This window comes from Luteibacter sp. (genome assembly GCF_051958795.1).
Classification (GTDB): domain Bacteria; phylum Pseudomonadota; class Gammaproteobacteria; order Xanthomonadales; family Rhodanobacteraceae; genus Luteibacter.
The window spans coordinates 29,586-48,098 of the sequence record NZ_JBQCFT010000360.1 but is presented as its reverse complement, the minus strand read 5'-3'; the positions used below and the strand labels follow the sequence as shown (position 1 = coordinate 48,098).

The window sequence follows — 18,513 nt, the reverse complement described above, 5'->3', positions numbered from 1 at the left end:
CGTCGGCGCGCCCCCCCCCCCCCGCGCGCGCCCCCCCCCCCCCCCCCCCCGCCCCCGAGTCGACACATTCCGTTTCGTGCCGCACAAGCCGGCAAGACGAAGCGCGACGCCCTGTAGGAGCGCGCCCTGCGCGCGACATCTTTCGCCCCACCGCCACAGGCCCTGTCGCGATGAGGCGAACGGCGTCGCGCGCAGGGCGCGCTCCTACGAGCGAGCCGCTGCACGTAGCTCGCTCTCCCATCGTGAACCTCTGGGCTGGCGGCGCGGGTGGGCAGGCCCTTGGGGCCGACATGAGCGGAGGGCCGCGTGGCGTATCAATTTTCGCAGGAGAGTAGCTACGGCCCGGTCCGCAGGTCCGCGCCTGGCGGCCCCAAGGGCCTGCCCACCCGCAGCTTCCTCAACCACACAAGAGCGAGGCGGCGTCAGCCGCTCAAAACATGCATTCGCGCCAGCGAATGAACCGCTTGCCCTAGAGGTCAACCTGCATGTCGCCACGCGGCTGGCTACAGCAGATCAGTATCCGCCCATCGGCTGGTGGATCAGGCGGCTCGCTGGTGTAATCAATGCTGCCGCCGATTAGGGCGGTCTCGCAGCTATGGCAAACGCCAGAGCGGCATGACCAGCGCACCGGCACGTCGCACGCTTCGGCAAGTTCCAGCAGGCTCATGTACTTCGTGCCCCAGTGCACGGTGAGACCGCTTCGTACGAAGGACACCGTGGGTCCCACGCTCTCTTCACCCTCAGGTGCATGCGGCGCCTTCCGTTGCGCGCCGACAATGCCCGGCTCGAATGCCTCCTGGCCGCCGAACAGTTCGGAGGCCACGTCGGTGTGGCCTGCGGCGAGCAGTTTCCCACGCATGTCCTGGAGGAAGCGGGTAGGCCCGCAAAGATAGATGCGTGCATCGGCCGGCACGCCAAGCGCAACAAGATCATCAATGCCAATGTGTCCCTCGACGTTGAAGCTCGCCTGCTCCCGGTCATGCGCATTCGGCCGGCTGAACCCCAGCAGGTGCTTCGCGGAAGGCATCGCGCCAAGCAACCCCGCCACCTCATCGGCGAACGGGTTATCCATCCCGTCGCGCGCGCCATAAATCCAGAACACCGGCCGCGGCGCCGCCGCAGCCAGCTCGCGCAACATGGCCAGCAGCGGCGTGATGCCGATGCCTGCGCCCCACAGCACGACCGGCCGTGCGTCGTCGACGAGGCAGAACGTGCCGCGCGCCGCGCTGATGCCGAAGCGGTCGCCTTCCTTGATAGCGTCGTGCAGGTACTGGCTGCCTTCGCCGGTGCCGCGCTTTACCGAGATGCGGTAGCGCCCGGGAGTGGCCGTGTCGGAAAGCGAGTAACTCCGGATAATCGCCGCACGCGGTGCCGGTGGCTGCAAGCGGAGGACAATGAACTGCCCGGCGCGTGCGCGCGGCAGCAGCGCGCCGTCGGTCGCTTCCAGTACGAACGAGCGCACCAGCGAGCTTTCCTGGTTGATGGAAGCCACGCGGATCTCACGGAAGCCACTCCACGCCGCCGGCTCGGGCGCGGGCCCGCTCAGGCCGGCGTTGCCACTGGCGCCGGGGCCCGCCGCGAGCAGGTCCTCGAACGACTGGCGCCAGCCCCGGCTCAGTGCCCGGATCTGCGTGGCGCGCTTGAGCTTCGCTGGCGTCTTGCCCGGCAGGTAGAGCAGCGCATCGATCTCGGCGACCGTCATGCCACTGCCCTGCACTTCCCGCGTGATGGCATCGCCCGCGCCGACCAGGCCTTCTTCGATCACTCGGAAGTAAAAGCCGGGCCGCCGATGCGAGACGAGCAAGTTCGCCATGCGCGGCTCCTCCATGCGCATGCCCACGCGGTAGCAGGTCACCCGCGGCTGGGTGATCTCGAACAAGGCATCACCGATCCGGTAGCGATCGCCGATGCAGACCTCGTCATCGGGAAGGCCATCGACCGTGAGGTTCTCACCGAAGCTCCCATACTCGAGCGTGCTCCGCTCGAGGAAGGCTTCCCAGTAGCGATACGACGCGGCCTGGTAAACCATGACCGCGCGGTGTTCACCGCCATGCCCGCCGAGATCGCCCTGCCCGTCGCCATCGAGGTTGAGCCGGCGCGCCATCACGCGCCCTCCCACGGGGCGCTTCCATACCCCGGTATGGACGATCTTCCCCTGCCAGGGAATGTCCTGCGGTAAACCGACGTTCACGGCGAGCAACACGGCCATGGGCGGGTCCTCGGTAGGCGGATGCGGGTCATTGCGAGAGGCGCGTCGCCACGTACCTTAGTCGCGTACAGCGCCTTCATGCTTTGCCAAACTTATTCCACCGCGGGCGAGGATCGCCACGGCTCCGCGGTACGGCTACTCTGTGCGCCATGCGCGCCAAGCCCAATGCCCAGCCTAACCAGAGCCTGATCGACGGCATCCTCACCCTGCAGGCCCTGGCCTCCGCGCCGGAGCCGGTCGGCTGCCGGGAGCTGGCCAGGCAGCTCGGCGCGAACACGACGCGGGTGAACCGCCTGCTGAAGACGCTGGCCTACATGGGCATCGTCCGCCAGACCTCCGATCGCAAGTACGCCCCGGGCGCCGGCATGCACGTGCTGGCCGCGCAGAGCCTGTTCGCATCGGGCCTGATCCGCCGGGCGCTGCCCGAACTGGAACGGCTCCGCCGCTTCGGCCACACGGTGGCCATGGGCGTGTTGTGGAACGACAGCGTGAGCTACCTGTTCCACGCGCCGCCGGGCATCGAGGCCGCGCGTGGCCTTGGCCGCATCGGCGTGCTGCCGGCCACGACCAGCGGCATCGGCATCATGCTGCTGGCCCAGTTGCCCGACGAGGAAGTCCGCGAGCTTTATGCGGGAAAGGAGATCCCGATGTTCCCGCAGGGCATCGAGAGCCTGCTGGCCGCGCTGGAGGCGCCGCGCACGCAAGGCTATGCGCGCGTGCACGTCGCGGATGAGCGCGATCACCACATCGTCGCCGTCACGACTGGCGAGCCGGTGGTCGCGGGATTGGCGATGTCGGGTTGGATTCCCGAGAACGCCACGGCAGAACTGGTCGAGGCGTTGCGGGCGGCGGCGTTGGAAATCGCCTGACGAAAGCGGCGTTGACGTGTTGCTATTTTAGTAATACGGTCGGCCGACCAGTCGAAAGGGGATAGGGGCATGGTGGAAGACGAAGGGAAAGCGAGGCCCGACCGGTTGCGCTGGGCGTTGCTTGCCTTCCTGTTCGTCTCCACGGTGATCAATTACCTGGATCGCCAGGCGCTATCGATCCTCGCCACGACGATCCAGAAGGATCTCGGCATCACCGACTCCGCCTATGCGCATGTCGTGCAGGCCTTCCTCTTCGCATACACCATCGCCTACCTGCTGGCCGGCCGCATTACCGACTGGCTCGGCTCGCGCGTGGCGCTGGCCTTGTTCGTCGCGTGGTGGTCGGTGGCCAACCTGCTGACCGGCATGGCGCGCAGCGCGTTCGAGCTGGGTGCGGCCCGCTTCGCACTCGGCCTCGGCGAGCCGGGCAATTACACCGTCGGCACCAAGGTGGTCTCCGAGCACTTCAGCCCCGGCGAGAAGGGCATGGCGTACGGCATCTACACTGCCGGCGCGATGGTCGGGGCGACGCTGGCCCCGCCGCTGATTGGTGGTGTCGCACTCGTGTACGGGTGGCGCGCCGCGTTCATGGTCACGGGCGCGGCCGGCCTCGTGTGGATGGCCGCGTGGCTCTGGTTCCACCCACGCGAGCCGCACCCGGCAAAGCTGGCCGAAGCCGAATCCGAAGTGACCCGCTGGAGCCGCGTGCTGCGCGATCGCACGCTGTGGACGCTGGTGCTGGCCCGCGCCATCGCCGATCCGGTCTGGTACTTCTACCTGTTCTGGTTCCCCAAGTACCTCAACGACGTGCGCGGCATGTCGCTAGCCGCCGTCGCTTCGCTGGCCTGGGTCGTGTATCTCGCGGCGGATGTCGGCAGCGTGGGCGGTGGTGCCATCTCCAGCGCGCTGGTGAAGCGCGGGATGGCGCCGACGCGTGCGCGCCTCGTGGCGATGGCGGGCGCGGCGATCCTCGCCCCTGTCGGCCTGTTTGCCGCCTTCCATCCTGCGCTCGGTCTGCTCTTCACCATCGGCTCGGCCGTAGCCTTCGCCCACCTCATCTTCCAGATCAACATCAGCACGCTGGTGGTCGATCTGTATCCGTCGCGCTACGTCGCGACGGTGTCCGGCCTGATCGGCGCGGGCAGCGCGCTGGGCGGCATGCTCTCGGCGCAGGTCGTGGCCGGTCTGGTCTCAACCGGCTACTTCGATCGCAGCTTCGTGCTGATGGCGACGCTGCACCCCATCGCGTTCGGCGTCGCCTGGCTCGGCGTGAAGATGGCGCCGCGGTCGTCCGCCACCGTGATGGCGGCGCCGCCTTCTCAGGTCGCCAGCTCGGCGTAATCCCAGAAACGGGGACCAGGACGGGCGCCCAGGCCGGGGCCGGTGGGCAGCACGTAGTGGCCATCCACGTAAGCCATGTCGGTCTCCAGCAACTGCAGCGAGCGCGCGAATACCGAGTGCTGCCACTCGTGCCGCCAGAAGCGTGGCACGGTGCTGGACATGTGCAGGCTCGCGGCCAGGAACAGCCCCGTGCCCACGGTAGCGTGCGGTGCCATGGTCACGCCGGCGGCATCGGCGAGGCGCGTGATGCGTCGGTACTGGGTGATACCGGCATGGCCCATCTCGGGCTGGATGAAACCGATGCTCCTGCGCGACAGGCGCAGGCGCGCGTCATGCTCGGTGTACCACTCCTCGCCAGCGGCGATGGGCACCGGCGAGCGCTCGGCGAGCCACGCCAGGCCGTCGACGTCCTCGGGCTTGATCGGGGCTTCCGCGAACCAGGGCTTGTACGGCGCAAGCTGCTCGACCAGCGCCAGCGCGCCCTGCGGATCGAACTTCCAGTGCAGGTCGACCATGATCAATGCGTCGTCGCCTAGTGCTTCGCGCAGCGCGGCGACCTCCTCGACGATGCCCTCGGTACTTACCGCCGTATGGATCTTGAACGCGTAATGCCCTTCCTGCTGGAAGCGGCGGGCCATCGCCACGCGCTCCTTGAGGTTGCCGGCGGGCAGGCCCGAAAGATAACCGGGAATGCGCTCGCGTTGGCGCTCGCCGAGCATCTGCCACAGCGGCACGCCGTGCGCACGCGAGCGCAGGTCCCACAACGCGATGTCGAGCGCGGTGATCGCATCGACGTGGAAGCCCGACGTGCAGCCGCGCACGCGCATCAGCCCGTAGAGGTCATCCCAGATTGCCTCGACATCCTCGGGATCGCGGCCGATGAGCTCCGGTACGAGCAGGTCGTTGATGATCTCGGTGGTCGCGCGTGGCGCGCAGATACCATAGGTTTCGCCCCAGCCCTCGCTGCCATCCTCGCAGGTGACGCGCACGGCAATGGAACGATCGACCGAGGGATAGATGGTGCCGTTGCCCTTGCGCACCACGTAGCCGCGCGAGTTGATGCGCTCGCCCGGTCCCAGCGGGCCCAGGTACGGCGTTTCGCGCGGCACGGTGACGATATAGGTTTCGACCTTGCTGACGGGGCTGCTCATGGGGCCATTCTCGCCTGATTGCCCGGCAGGCGGTCCAGCGGCAGCAGGTCCGCGATACGGGCGAGCAGCGCGTCCAGTTCACGCTGGTCCCATGCGTCCAGCTTCGGCCCCGCGGCACGCACGTGGTCGGAGGCGATGACGCCACGGCGCAACAGCACGGCCTTGGTCAGGCGCCAACGGAAGACGGCCTGCATGCTCAGGAGCGGCAGCGTGCGATCGAACAGAACACGCGCGCCCTGCAGGTCGCCGCGCGCGTGGCGTGCCAGCATCTCCACATGCACCTCGGTCACCTCGCAGGCGGGCATGGTCCCCACGGCGCCGCGTTGCAGTTCGTCGATCACATAGCGCGCGCCGGCACCGCCGAACACCGCATCGATGCGGCCCGCCATCTCTTCGGTGAGCGCAGTGATGCGATGACCCGACGGCTGCGTTTCTTCCTTGACGAAGCGGATGCCCGGCACCTTTCCGACGAGCGACGCGACCTGGGCCACGCCCAACCCCACGCCCATCGGCGCCGGCGCGTTCTGCAGCATGACCGAGACGCCCGAAGCGTCGTGCACATCGTTGAACCACGCGGCCATCGCGGCGGGATCGGCCGCGTGTTTGTGCGGCGTAAGGATCATCGCCGCCACGGCACCCGCTTCCGCACCGGCGGCGGCGAGCTGCGCTGCCACCGAAGCTTCGGGATGGCTCGCACCGACAATGAAGGGAACACGGCCGCCGATCCATTCACCCAGCGACATCGTGACTTCAAGACGCTCATCGACACTGAGCATGTCGTACTCGCTGGCGAGGCCAGGAAACACGATGCCCGCGGCACCCGCATTAATGATGTAGTCGAGCACGCTGCGCGTGCCGGCCATGTCGATCGTGCCGCCAGGATGGAAGATCGTGGGAAGAATGGGAAAGACACCAGCCAACTGCGTCATGCGTGGTTTTCCTCGGTCGAAAGCGTTTTTTGATGCTGCTTTGCAGCAGCGAATACTTGTGCAGTCGCTCTTGCGTGCCCCGGTATATTGCTATAATAGTTACACCATGCCAAGCAAAAAACCGCTGGCAAAGGGCGATTCACCAAAGCGATTCGTGCGAGCCATGGGGAGAGGAATTCGGTCCGCGAGGGCGGCCGCTTTCCCGCAGGCTCACTACCTCGGGGGAGGAAAAAAACATGGTTCTTGCTCGGCGCACACTCCTGTCGGCCTTGATCGCACAGGCGCTTCTCGCCTCCGTGCCGGCCGTTGCACAAACCGCTACGCCGCCGGCCACGCCGCCCGCGGCACCGACGCAGGATACGAACGCGCCGCAAAGCCAGGACCCGGTCAACCTCGAGGGCGTCACCGTCTCCGGCATTCGCCAGAGCCTGGAAAAGTCGCGCGACCTCAAGCGTGATTCCTCGCAGATCGTCGATGCGATCGTCGCCGACGACATCGGCAAGCTGCCGGACTCCAACGTCGCCGAATCACTTGGCCGTGTCGCCGGCGTGCAGCTGGAACGCGGCATGGGCGAGGGCAGCAACATCCTCGTGCGCGGCCTCAGCCAGAACGTCTACCTGTACAACGGCCGCGAGATCTTCGATGCCACCGGCCGCGGCGGCAATGGCCTGGACCAGCTCAACACATCGACGTATGGCCTGCTCACGCTCGTCCCCTCCCAGGTGATCTCGCGCCTTTCGGTCACCAAGCTCGCCAGCGCCGACCAGGTGTCCGGCGCATTGGGCGGCATCGTCAACATCGAAACACGCATGCCGCTGAACGCCGATGGCGACCAGAACGTCGTCAGCGTCTCGGGCACGTACAGCAAGCTTGCGCGCAAGGGCGGTGGCGATGGCTTCGCCCTGCTCTCCGGCCGCACGAAGGATGAGCGCTTCGGCGCCATGGTGGCGGCGACGTACAGCCATGCGACCGTGGTGCAGCAAGGCCTCGATACCTTCTCGGGCTACTCGCAGTTCACCGACAGCGCGGGCGTGAAGCACTTCGGTAGCACCGACATGCGCGCGCAGAACATCGACGATGACCGCACGAAGAAGGGCGTCAGCGCGATCCTGCAGTGGCGGCCGACGCCGGGCGTCGAGATCGTCGGCGACACCTTCTATTCCAAGCAGACCGCCGACCGCGACCGCTACTGGCTGGCGTTCAACCCGAGCTCGGGCCTGAGCAACGCCACCTACTCCAACCACAACATCCTGCTTGCCGGCCGCGCCACCACGCCGATCCAGGCCAACACGGAAATCGCCGACATCGATGCGGATGTCTGGTCGACCGCGCTGCGTGGCAGTTTCCACGCCGGTGACCACCTGGATGGCTCGGCCGAGATTTCCTATGACCGCTCCAAGGCGGAGTACCACCAGAACTACATGCGCCTGCAGCCGCGATCGGGGATCACCTCGGTCATCGATTACGACCTGCGCTCAGGCAACTTCGGCAGCTTCAACGTCGGCGGCGTGACCCTTACCGACCCGAACCAGATGGCCATGTCCATCCTGTTCGACAACGACTACCGCGCGAAGACCGATGCACCGGCGGTGCGCACGGACTGGACCTGGAACTTCGATTCGGACCACTGGCAGTCGCTCTCCTTCGGCGCCCGCGCCACCAAGATCAAGAGCGACCAGGATCCGCTGCGCGCCGATATCCGCCCGACCGGTGGCGTGCCGGCCACGACGCTGGCCGACTACCTGCGCGTGTACAGCAACAACAACTTCATGAAGGGCGAGTTCGACGGCCTGCCGCGCAGCTTCCTCGGCAGCTACCGCTCGGTGTTCACCGGCTGCGATGCGTTCACCACGATCCCCGCGATCAGCCAGAACCCACAGTGCCTGGATGGCCGCAACAACGCGCTCGCTTACGCCGGCACCTTCAGCATCGATGAGAAGTTCACCGAGGCCTATACCAAGGCGGACTGGAGCTTCAACGCGGGCTCCATGCCGGTGTCCGGTAACTTCGGCGTCCGTTATGTGCAGCGCGAGCTGGATTCGAAGGGCAACCTGATCACGGCCGCCGGCGCAGCCAGCCCGACCGACTACCGCAGCACCACCCGCGAGTGGCTGCCCTCGTTCATCGCCAAGTGGGAGATCACCGACCAGCTGCTGGTCCGCGGCGGCGCGGCCCGCGTGGTGGCGTTCCCCAATACCGAAGACCTGAACAACGGCGTGTCGCTCAACAACAGCGCTACGTTCGTGAATGGCGTGCAGGTGACGCCGGGTACGGGCAGCGGCGGCGCCCCGGGCCTCAAGCCGTTCAAGGCCGACCAGTACGACCTCTCGCTCGAGTACTATTACAACGCTACCGGCATGGTCTCGGCCGGCCTGTTCTACAAGGATGTCTCCACCTTCATCGTGCAGCAGCAGAGCGCCGAGACCATCGGCGGCGTGAACTACTTCATCAACCGCAAGGTCAACGGCGATTCCGCCAAGGTGCAGGGCGCGGAGCTGCTGGCCCAGGTCCCGTTCACCTTCCTGCCCGATCCGCTCGATGGCTTCGGCATGGTGGCGACGTACACGTACATCGACTCGAGCACGCCGATCTAGGACATCAACGGCAGTTCGCTCACGTTCCCGGGCCTGTCGAAGAACAACTACAACCTCATCGTCTATTACGAGAAGGGACCGTTCAGTTCGCGCGTCGCGTACAACTGGCGCAACCGCTACCTCGTCGGCCTCTCCACGGCGGCGACCGGTATCTACAACGATACCTACAAGGACCTCGCGGCGTCGGTCAGCTACAACTTCACCCCGGCACTTTCGCTGCAGGTGGAAGCCACCAACCTGCTCAACAGCCGCCAGCGCACCTTCGATGGCTATGAGGAAGGCCTGCGAACCAATGTGATATACGGTCGCAACTACATGGCGACGGTGACCTGGCGCTTCTGATGCCAGGCACCGCGAAGCAAGGGAGAACCACGGCGTGATCGGCAAGGTATCGGCAGGGCGGGCGGCGATCGTCACGGGCAGCGCGAGCGGCATTGGCGCGGCCGTGGCACGGCGGCTGCGCGATGAAGGCGTGGTCGTCGCCGGCCTCGACAGGGTGGCGTCAGCGGATGTCGCGTTATCGCTGCAGGTCGACCTCCGCGACGACGCGGCCGTGCGTAGTGCGCTGGAAGCCGCCGCCTCGGCCCACGGCCCGGCGACCGTGCTGGTCCACTGCGCGGGCATCAGCCCGCCCGGCTCGATCCTCGAATCCGATGACGCGCTGTTTCGCGACACCTACGACACCAATGTGATCTCCGCCGTGCGGCTCATGCGCTACCTGGTTCCCGCGATGCGCGATGCCGGCGGCGGCTCCGTCGTGCTGACCACGTCGATCAACGCGCGGTTCGCCACGCCCACGCTGGCCGCGTACGCGGCGAGCAAGGCTGCTTTGGAATCGGTGGTGCGCACGGCAGCGCTCGAGTTCGCGCCGTGGCAGGTACGGGTCAACGCGATCGCACCGGCTTCCATCGATACGCCGATGCTGCAGGCGTCGTTCGCACGCGATACGGATCCCGCCGCGGCGCGCGAACGCAATGTGGAACGTCATCCGCTCGGGCGGCTCGGCACGGCGGACGACGTAGCCGAACTCGCCTGGTTCCTCGCCAGCGACGCCAGCGCGTGGATCACCGGTGGCATTTATCCAATCGATGGCGGCGCGTCGGTGACGCGCCGCTAAGGGACTTTCATGGCGCACGAGTTCATTGCGATCAACTGGGGCAGTTCGAACTTCCGCTCCTTCCTCCTCGACGAAGACGGCACGGTACGCGACGCGTTCGCCGAACCCGCGGGCATCGCCTCGCTCGATCGCGCGGGCATGGTGGCGCAGATCGCAGGCCTGTCGGCGCGCTGGCCCCACGCGGAGACCCTTTACGCCTGCGGCATGGTCGGCTCCAACGTGGGCTGGGACGATGCGGGTTATGCCGGGTGCCCCATCGGGCTGGAAGGCCTCGCGGCGATGCTGCACCCCACGCGCATCGCCGGCCGGGACATGCTTATCGTGCCGGGCCTCGCCTGCCGCAGGGCGAGCGATGGCGCACCGGACATCATGCGCGGCGAGGAAACCGAGCTGTTCGGCCTGCTGCGCGCCGGCCGCCTGCCCACCGACGGCATCGTCGCCCTGCCCGGCACGCACGGTAAGTGGGTACGTATCGAAGGCGGCAAGGTCATCGAGTTCATGACCGCGATGTCCGGCGAGATCTTCGACCGGCTTACCGCGGCCGGCATGCTGGCCTCCGTGGTCGCCGCACCGGCGGCGATCGGCGAGGCGTTCTTCCAGGGGATCGAAGCCGGCAGCAAACGCGAGCCGGGGCTGGGCACGGCACTGTTCGGGGTACGCGCGCGGGTGATCCGTGGCGACCTCGCCCGCGATCATGCCGCGTCCTACCTGCGTGGCCTGCTGATCGGCTCGGAGCTAGCGGATGCGCGCGCGCTCTATCCACTGGAGTCATCCGTGACCCTGGTCGGTGCCGCGGCGGTATGCGCGCTGTATGCGGCCGGGCTGGCCCATCTTGGCTTCAGCACGCAGGTCGTGGACGCCGCCGATGCGACCGCCCATGGCTTCGCCGGTATCCACGCCGCGCGGCGCCAGCTCGCATGAGCGCGGAGGTCCGCCTCGTCGCCGATGCGAAGGCCCTCGTCGGCGAATCCGTCCGCATGGATGGCGACGACGTCCTTTGGCTCGATCCGCCTGGCCGCCGGCTGTTGCGCTGGTGCACCGCGGAGGCGCGGCTCCATGAGATGCCGCTGGCCGCGCCGGTGTGGTCGCTGGGCAAACGCCCGGATGGCACATGGGTCGCTGCCGGCGAGGACCGCTTCTTCGCCATCGATGTGAGAACGGGCGCGCTGACCGCAGGCCCTCCGGCGCCGCTCGCCGCGGGCTGCCGCTTCAACGACATGACGGTCGATGCGCAGGGCGGCCTCTGGACCGGTTCGATGCACCGGGGCCTGCTGCATGGGCGCGGTGCGCTTTACTACGCGGCGGCGTTCGATGCCGAAGTGAGCGAGGTCGCAGGCGGGCTGGGCGTCGCCAACGGCATGGCCTTCGTCGCCGGTGGCGCGATCTTGCTGGTGGTCGATACCTTGAGCCGCACCTTGCTCGCTTATCCGCGCCGCGGCGATGCCGCCGGGCTGGACGAGCCAACCGTCGTCACCGATTTCCTCACCGCGCCCGGCAAGCCCGATGGCATGGCGATCGCGCCCGACGGCAGCGTGTGGGTCGCGATGTGGGGCGGCAGCTGCATCGTGCAGCTCGCCGCCAACGGTGCCGTGGAACGCTCGATCATGCTGCCCGCGCCGCACGTGGGCAGCCTTGCCTTCGACCGGCTCGGGCACGCCTATGTGTCGACCTCGCGTGCCCGACTGACCGAAGCCACGCTGGATGCGTACCCCGGCTCCGGCGGCCTGTTCGAACTCAGCGCGCTTTCCTGAGGAAGGAGTCTTTCGATCGCCCGCCCAGGGCGAGCGTGAGTTGAACGGCATCGAGGTACTGCGCGGTGCGTGCCTGGATCTGGCCAATGACGGCGTGCTGCCGTGCGCGTTGCGCCTCGAGCACGGCCAGCACGCTGGCATCGCCGGCGCGGAAGCCTTCCTGGCTCAGGTGCAGGCTGTCTTCCGCGGCTTCCAGCGCGCGACCTTGCGCGGCATATTCCTCCGCATCGTGGCCGATGCCCTGCAGCACGTCAGCGACCTGTCCGAGCGACGCGACCAGGGTCTGCCGATAACCGGCGAGCGCGGCGTCATACGCATCCTCCGCGCCGCGGCGGTTCGCCTTGCGCGTACCGCCATCGAACACGGGGCCGGCCAATGCGCCGACGATGCCCCACAGGGTGCCTACGCCCGCACCGGCGCTTGCCTGCGTCAGTGCGCCCGAGAGCTGGAGATGCGGATACATGTCCGCCGTCGCTACACCAATCGCAGCACTCGCCGCGTGCAGTTGCGCCTCAGCGGCGAGGATGTCCGGCCGCTGCCTGGCGAGTTCCGACGGCACGCTCAACGGCAGCTCGGCCGGGAGGGTGAAATCCGCCATCTCGAACTCCGGCGGCGCCCAGTCCGCCGGCCCCTTGCCGACCAGCACGGAGAGCGCGTGGCGCGCGGTATCACGCCGCTGTGCCAGCGGCGGCAGCAGGGTCTCATCCTGGGCCAGCTGGCTGCGCGCCAAAGCGACATCCGCCCTGGTCGCGCTGCCCGCGCGCTGCGCACCCAGGACAAGGTCGAGGTTATGCCGGTCGGTGGCGAGCAGGTCTTCTACCGCGGCGATCTGCGCGCGTGCGGAGGCCAGCTGGATCGCCTGGCTCACCACGTCACCGGTCACCGTCAGGTAGGCCGCATCGAAACGGTGGCGCTGCACGTCGGCCACGGCGGTGGTCTCTTCGATCTTGCGGCGCGTACCGCCGAACAGGTCGAAGTCGAAGCTCACGGTGGGGCCGATCGAGTACACGTTGGCGGTGTCGCGCCCCGCACCGAACCCGGTGCGCTGGCGGCCGCCCTTCGCGGCGAAATCGACCTGCGGCTGCAGTGCGCCACCGGCCGCGGCAATGGCTTCGTCGGCCTGCCGGATCGTCGCGTCCGCGGCTTCGAGGTCAAGGTTGCCATCGATCGCCTGCTTCACCACGGCGTCCAGCCGCGATGAATGGAACAGCGTCCACCAGTCGGCGTTAATCGTCGCATCGAAGCCGACACGGGGCGCACCGTCACCGCGTGCGTGGTCGAGTTGCTGCTCCGCGGCCACGTCGTAGTGGGTCGACGTTGTGTCGGCGGGGCGCTGGTAATCCGGCCCGACCATGCATCCGGTGAGGAACGCCAGCGTCGCGCCGCCAAGCACCGCCGCGAGCGCGGTGCGCCTTGCATGGTTCAGTCGTACGGTATTCATGGGGTTACCGGGGGTCAGTGGCCAGCGCGTGGCCGGCGGAGGAAGAAGATGAGGGGGCTGGCGATGAGCATCGCCACGAACAGGAGCTTGAACTGGCTGATCACGGCGATCATCGCGGCCTGGCCGGTCACGCCTTCGTTCAGCGCGGCGAGTGCGGGGCCACGGGTTTGCGCCGTGACGTGGGCGAATGCGCCGTACGGGCGCAGGTGTTCCGCGAGTGCACCGTGCACGGCCTGCGTGTTCATGAAGAAGTAGAGCTGGACCACGGCGACGCCGAGCGTGCTGCCATACAGTCGGAACAGGTTGAACAACACCGTGCCCTGCGCACGCAGCGCCGGCGCGAGCGTGCTGAACGTCGCGCGGGTGATCGCCGGCATGAGCATGCCGAGCCCCGCGCCTTGCAACAGTCCGGCCATGCCCACGGCCCAGCCATCCATCAACGGCGAATAGCCGACCATTCGCGCGTTGCCGATCGAGACCAGCGCGACACCGGCGAGCATGATGACGCGGTTATCCAGCTTCGACGGGATACGCCACGTGGCCAGCAGGCACGCCATCATGCCGATGCCGCGCGGCACGGTCAGCAAGCCGGCGGCATCGCCCGGATAGCGCAGCAGCTCCTCGAGCATGGGCGATGTCAGCGCCAGCGTCGGCAGAAGTACGAAGCCGAAGACGAAGTAGAGGACTGCACCGATCGCGAAGTTGCGGTCGTTGAACAGCGCGCGATCAAGGTAGTGAACCTTGCGGGTGAAGATGTGTACCAGGTAGACCCACGCACCCAGCACAGCAGCGGCCGCCTCGACGCGGATTTCCGTCGACGCGAACCATTCCAGCCGCTGGCCACGATCGAGCAGCATCTGCAGCGCGGTGAGGCTGATCGACAACGCAGCCCAGCCGAAGAAGTCGAACGATGCACGCGGCACCCGCCGCTCACGCAGGAACAGCGCGACCACCAGGGTGATAAAGGCCACGAGCGGGAAGCTCACGACGAAGATGGCGTGCCAGCCCAGCCACTCGCTGAGGAAGCCGCCGATCGAGGGACCGCTCAGGATGCCGAGGGTGCCGGTCACCGCCCATGTGAGCCCGATGCGGCCGTGGCGCAGCGGTGGCAGCTCGGACAGCAGGATCGACATCGACAACGGCGCGAGCGTGCCGCTCGCCGCACCCTGCACGATGCGCGCGCCGACGAATTGCAGCGGCGTGGTCGCAAGCACATCCAGCGCGAGCCCCAGCGTGAAAAGCACCAGCGATGCGAGGTAGACGGCTTTCCGGCCGAAGCGCGACGCAAGCCAGTGTGTGAGCGGCATCACCACGGCGCTTGCCGCGATGTACGAGGTGAACACCCAGCCGACCTGGTCGTCGGTCATCGACAGCCCGCCCTGCAGGCGAAGCAGTGCCGCGTTCGGGATCGAGATGTTCACCGCCGCCATGTACGTGGCGAGCAAGCCGGCAAGGATCAGCATGCGGTGTTCGGCGGGCGAGTGCGGCGCCGGTGTGGCGGGAGGCATTACGGTGCCCTCGCCACGCGCGTCGGGGCCTTGGCCGCCTGCGCCGTATCGACCTGCACCAGCACGCTAATGCCGGAATACAACGGCCGTTGCGGGTCGGCGTGATCGAGTTCCAGGCGCACGGGCAGCCGCTGGACCACCTTCACCCAGTTGCCGGTAGCGTTCTCCGGCGGCAGCACCGAGAACTCCGAACCGGTACCCGGGCTCATGCTCGCGATGTGCGCGTTGAACACATGACCCGGATAGGCATCGACGCGCAGCGTCGCACGCTGGCCGGGGCGCATGTTCGTCAGGCTGGTCTCGCGGAAGTTCGCCTCGATCCACACGTCGCGGCTTGAGATCAGCGCGAATACCGGCGCGCCCGCGCTGACGAAGTCGCCGGCCTGCACGTCATCGACGCGCGCGACGGTGCCGTCATCCGGCGCGACCACCGTGGTGTAGGACAGATCGAGGCGCGCGCGATCCAGCTGCGCCTGCGCCTCGCGCACACTGGGGTGGCGCTCCAAGGGGATAGCGGGGTCGCCTGCCAGGGCGGCGATGGTGTTGGCGACATCTTCCTGTTCCGAGGCGATGTGCTGCCGGCTCACCTTGAGGTCGGTCTCAGCGCGTTCATAGGTCGCGCGGGAGGCATAGTCGGAAGCGAGCAGCGCCTTCTTGCGTTCGTACTCGCGCTGGTTGAAGTCCGCCGAGTCCTTCGCCGACTGCAGTTCGGCCAGCTGGTGGCGGTAGGTCGCCTTCAGGCCTTCGATCTGCAGGCGCGTGCTCGCGAGCTTCGCCTCGGCGGCATCGACCGCGATGCGGTACGGCGCCGGATCGATGCGAACCAGCACGTCACCCTTGTGCACAGGCTGGTTATCCACGACCGCCACCTCGAGCACCTGGCCGGGGACGCGGGCGTTGATCGCGACCTTGGCGGCGCGGACGAACGCGTCGTCCGTTTCGATCTGGCCCGACCGAGTCAGCTTGTAGGCGAGCCCCCCCAGCGCCAGCAGCGTGGGGAGGCCGATCATCAGGCCCCAGCGGACGAAACCATGGCGGGTGGCAGGGCCTTCCTCGACGTGCACGTTCATCGTAACTACCTGTTTGCTATAAGGATGCCGCGCGTCCCTCACGGGGCTCATCGCGCGGTTGAATTTTGTTCTGATCCGCATAATATGTACGGGCAAGACGACCTTCAAGGGTTTTTATGCAGGATCGAACAAAATCATCCGATGCCGCGAAGCGCCCGCGCGGCAGGCCGCGTGCCTACGAACCGGAAACCGCTCTGCGCCACGCCGCGGACGCGTTCTGGCGGGCGGGCTATGCGGGTACATCCCTCGACGACCTCTCCGCCGCCACGGGCATGAACCGCCCGAGCCTCAAGGCGGCGTTTGGTGACAAGCACGACATCTACGTGAAGGCGCTCAGCGATTACTGGGACCGGAAGTTCGCCCTGATGGGCGAGGTCCTCGCGCCGGGCCGGCCGCTGGCTGAAACGCTGATGCAGGCGTACGACGCCGCGCTGGGCATCTACTTTTCGGGCGAAGGCCAGCCGCGCGGCTGCTTCGTGGTCGGCACGGCGGTCACCGAAGCGCTGGAGGATCCGGTCGTTCGCCAGATCGTCAGTGAGGGCTTCACCGGCCTGGACGAACGCTTCCGGGAGCGGATCGAACTGGCGCGCGCGGAAGGTGAGCTCGGTGCGGATGCGGATCCGGAAGCGTTGGCCCTGCTCGCCTCGGCCACGATGCATACGATCGCGATCCGCGCCCGGGCGGGCAGGCCGCGCGACGAACTGCACGCGCTCGCCCGCAAGGCCGTCGCCGCGATCTGCCGATGAGCACCGCGCCAGTTAGCGCTTAGCGTGTCGCGCCACCGCGCGGTGCGCGTAAAGCTCGTCGTCCGCCCGCGCGATCACGTCGTCGACCGAGTCGCCCTGCGACGACACGGCGGCGCCCAGGCTCAGCGACCACTCGCTCGTGCGCAGCGCTTCGCGCAGCGTTTCAAGGACCCGCGCAACGTCGTCCGCGTTATCGATGACGAGGAGAAACTCGTCGCCACCCATGCGGACCACGACATCGTCGGGCCCGCTGCAATCGCGCAGCTGCTGGGCCACGCCGACCAGGATTTCATCGCCACGCGCGTGGCCGTAGGTGTCGTTGATCGTCTTGAAATGGTCGAGGTCCACGACGATGCAGCCCCAAGCACCGCGGCTTGCCGCACGCGTTTCCAGCTGCGCGAGGTAACGCCGGTTCATCGCGTGCGTCAACGGATCGCGCGTCGACCATTCCACCAGCGTGCTCTCGTAGCGCCGCTGTTCGGTGACGTCCTGCGCGTGTCCCAGCACATAGGGTTCTTCCGCGTCATCGTCCAGCACGTTCTGGTAGCGCCAGTAACGCAGCGTGCCATCCGAGGCGACCAGCTCGAGGATCCCCATGGCGATACGCTCCGTCTGGATCCGGTGCAGGTAGCGATCCAGCTGCGCCTGACGCTCCGGTAGCATGAAAGCCTTGAGGTTCACGCCTAGCATGTCGCCGATGACATAGCCCAGCGACGCAGCCGCGGAAGGATTCACCGAGAGGATCTCGCCCTGCAGGTCGTGCGTGCAGATCAGGCCCAGCGAGTACTGGAACAGCTTGCGATAGCGGCGTTCGCTGGCTTCCATCGCCTGCGTCGCCATCTTCCGCTCGGTGACATCCTGCACCGCGCCAGCCAGGCGTACCGCATCACCGTCCTCGCGCTCCAGGCCGCCCACGGCACGTATCCAGATGTGCCGGCCGGTGGCGGTCGTCATCGGCAACGTCATGTCCCACGGGATATCCATGCGCGTCGCACGATCCATGGCTTCGGCGAGCTCGGCCTGCGTCTCAGGGGAGAAAAACGCGAGCGCCTCGTCGAGCGTCGGTTCGAAGCCCTCGGGCAGGTCGTGGATGCGGCAGGTATGGTCGGACCACAACAAGGTTCCCGACTTCAGGTCGTATTCCCAGCCACCCACGCCAGCGACACGGCCCGTGCGCTGCAGGAACTGCTGCTTCTCGTCGAGCTCGCGCTCGAGCTTCTGTGCCCGTCGCGCCTCCGCGCGTGCCACCTCGCGCTGGTGGATCAGGTCCGCGCGCTGCTCCAGCGCCTTCGAGGCGGCGGCGGCAAGGTGGCGCAGCACGTTCACCTGGTCGGGGCGGAGCATGTGCGGTTCGCGGTCGATGACGCAGAGCGAGCCGAGGCGGGTGCCGTCGGAGAGCGTCAGCGGCACGCCCGTGTACGCCCTGATGTCCGGGGCACCGGTGACGAGGGGATTGCGCTCGAAGCGCGGATCCATCCGGGCATCGGGGACCTCGACAGCGGCGCCCGAACTTACGACGTAATCGCAGAAGGCGTACTCACGCGGGGTCTCGGCTACCCCCGGCAGGCCCACGTTCGCCTTGAACCATTGCCGGTCGCGATCGATAAGGCTGATAAGCGAAATCGGCATACCGGTCACCTCGGCCGCAGCACGCACCAGGGCGTCGAAGAAGTCTTCGGCGCCGGTGTCCAACACAGCCAGGTTGCGCAGCCGCTCGAGGCGCTGCTCCTCGGTTTGCGTCATGCCAGGTTCCCGCGTTTCGCGACAGCCTAGTCGATGATCAACGC

Annotated in this window: 14 protein-coding genes; 7 read left to right on the top strand and 7 right to left on the bottom strand. The window is 67.4% G+C overall.

Annotated elements, in window-relative coordinates:
* Positions 1-469: 469 nt before the first annotated feature.
* Positions 470-2,209 (bottom strand): MOSC domain-containing protein, encoded by a 1,740-nt coding sequence (locus ACTHLF_RS19255; protein ID WP_440329530.1) that lies wholly within the window; start codon positions 2,207-2,209, stop codon positions 470-472.
* A gap of 149 nt (positions 2,210-2,358) precedes the next feature.
* Here ACTHLF_RS19255 and ACTHLF_RS19250 point away from each other — a divergent pair, with 149 nt between their 5' ends.
* Both ACTHLF_RS19250 and ACTHLF_RS19245 read left to right on the top strand, forming a co-directional pair.
* A complete protein-coding gene (locus ACTHLF_RS19250; RefSeq protein ID WP_440329528.1) occupies positions 2,359-3,078 on the top strand; it encodes an IclR family transcriptional regulator in 720 nt (239 codons plus the stop codon).
* 69 nt (positions 3,079-3,147) lie between these two features.
* Positions 3,148-4,419: an MFS transporter gene (locus ACTHLF_RS19245; RefSeq protein ID WP_440329527.1), complete on the top strand. Its 1,272-nt coding sequence runs from the start codon at positions 3,148-3,150 to the stop codon at positions 4,417-4,419.
* On the opposite strand, the gene ACTHLF_RS19240 is transcribed toward ACTHLF_RS19245, so the two are convergent.
* Together ACTHLF_RS19240 and ACTHLF_RS19235 are read right to left on the bottom strand one after the other, a co-directional pair.
* Positions 4,398-5,570: a mandelate racemase/muconate lactonizing enzyme family protein gene (locus ACTHLF_RS19240; RefSeq protein WP_440329526.1), complete on the bottom strand. Its 1,173-nt coding sequence runs from the start codon at positions 5,568-5,570 to the stop codon at positions 4,398-4,400. The genes ACTHLF_RS19245 and ACTHLF_RS19240 overlap by 22 nt on opposite strands.
* A complete protein-coding gene (locus ACTHLF_RS19235) occupies positions 5,567-6,499 on the bottom strand; it encodes a dihydrodipicolinate synthase family protein (RefSeq protein ID WP_440329524.1) in 933 nt (310 codons plus the stop codon). Before ACTHLF_RS19235 ends, ACTHLF_RS19240 begins: the two co-directional genes overlap by 4 nt.
* A 236-nt stretch (positions 6,500-6,735) precedes the next feature.
* Here ACTHLF_RS19235 and ACTHLF_RS19230 point away from each other — a divergent pair, with 236 nt between their 5' ends.
* From ACTHLF_RS19230 to ACTHLF_RS19215, 4 genes are all read left to right on the top strand, one after another.
* Positions 6,736-9,093 (top strand): TonB-dependent receptor, encoded by a 2,358-nt coding sequence (locus tag ACTHLF_RS19230; protein WP_440329522.1) that lies wholly within the window; start codon positions 6,736-6,738, stop codon positions 9,091-9,093.
* A gap of 376 nt (positions 9,094-9,469) precedes the next feature.
* Entirely contained in the window at positions 9,470-10,210 is a 741-nt protein-coding gene (locus ACTHLF_RS19225) for an SDR family NAD(P)-dependent oxidoreductase (protein WP_440329520.1), read from the top strand.
* Between the two features lie 9 nt (positions 10,211-10,219).
* Positions 10,220-11,131 carry a 2-dehydro-3-deoxygalactonokinase gene (locus ACTHLF_RS19220; protein ID WP_440329518.1) on the top strand — a complete coding sequence of 304 codons (912 nt, stop codon included), beginning with the start codon at positions 10,220-10,222 and terminating at the stop codon, positions 11,129-11,131.
* Positions 11,128-11,961 carry an SMP-30/gluconolactonase/LRE family protein gene (locus ACTHLF_RS19215; RefSeq protein WP_440329516.1) on the top strand — a complete coding sequence of 278 codons (834 nt, stop codon included), beginning with the start codon at positions 11,128-11,130 and terminating at the stop codon, positions 11,959-11,961. The genes ACTHLF_RS19220 and ACTHLF_RS19215 overlap by 4 nt, the downstream gene beginning before the upstream one ends.
* Here the strand turns inward: ACTHLF_RS19215 and ACTHLF_RS19210 are convergent.
* Genes ACTHLF_RS19210 through ACTHLF_RS19200 form a run of 3 tightly spaced genes read right to left on the bottom strand, consistent with a single transcriptional unit; the run spans position 11,945 to position 15,980 of the window.
* Positions 11,945-13,402 (bottom strand): efflux transporter outer membrane subunit, encoded by a 1,458-nt coding sequence (locus ACTHLF_RS19210; protein ID WP_440329514.1) that lies wholly within the window; start codon positions 13,400-13,402, stop codon positions 11,945-11,947. The two genes, ACTHLF_RS19215 and ACTHLF_RS19210, sit on opposite strands and share 17 nt — an antisense overlap.
* A gap of 14 nt (positions 13,403-13,416) precedes the next feature.
* On the bottom strand, positions 13,417-14,910 hold the full coding sequence (locus ACTHLF_RS19205; protein WP_440329512.1) for a DHA2 family efflux MFS transporter permease subunit: 1,494 nt from the start codon (positions 14,908-14,910) through the stop codon (positions 13,417-13,419).
* A complete protein-coding gene (locus ACTHLF_RS19200; protein WP_440329510.1) occupies positions 14,910-15,980 on the bottom strand; it encodes an HlyD family efflux transporter periplasmic adaptor subunit in 1,071 nt (356 codons plus the stop codon). The genes ACTHLF_RS19205 and ACTHLF_RS19200 overlap by 1 nt, the downstream gene beginning before the upstream one ends.
* Positions 15,981-16,096: 116 nt before the next feature.
* Here ACTHLF_RS19200 and ACTHLF_RS19195 point away from each other — a divergent pair, with 116 nt between their 5' ends.
* Complete coding sequence (locus ACTHLF_RS19195; protein WP_440329508.1) at positions 16,097-16,726, top strand: TetR/AcrR family transcriptional regulator; 630 nt, start codon at positions 16,097-16,099, stop codon at positions 16,724-16,726.
* A gap of 12 nt (positions 16,727-16,738) precedes the next feature.
* Here ACTHLF_RS19195 and ACTHLF_RS19190 read toward each other — a convergent pair whose 3' ends face one another.
* Positions 16,739-18,469, bottom strand: coding sequence for a diguanylate cyclase domain-containing protein (locus tag ACTHLF_RS19190; protein ID WP_440329507.1), 1,731 nt, complete (start codon positions 18,467-18,469; stop codon positions 16,739-16,741).
* Positions 18,470-18,513: the final 44 nt, after the last annotated feature.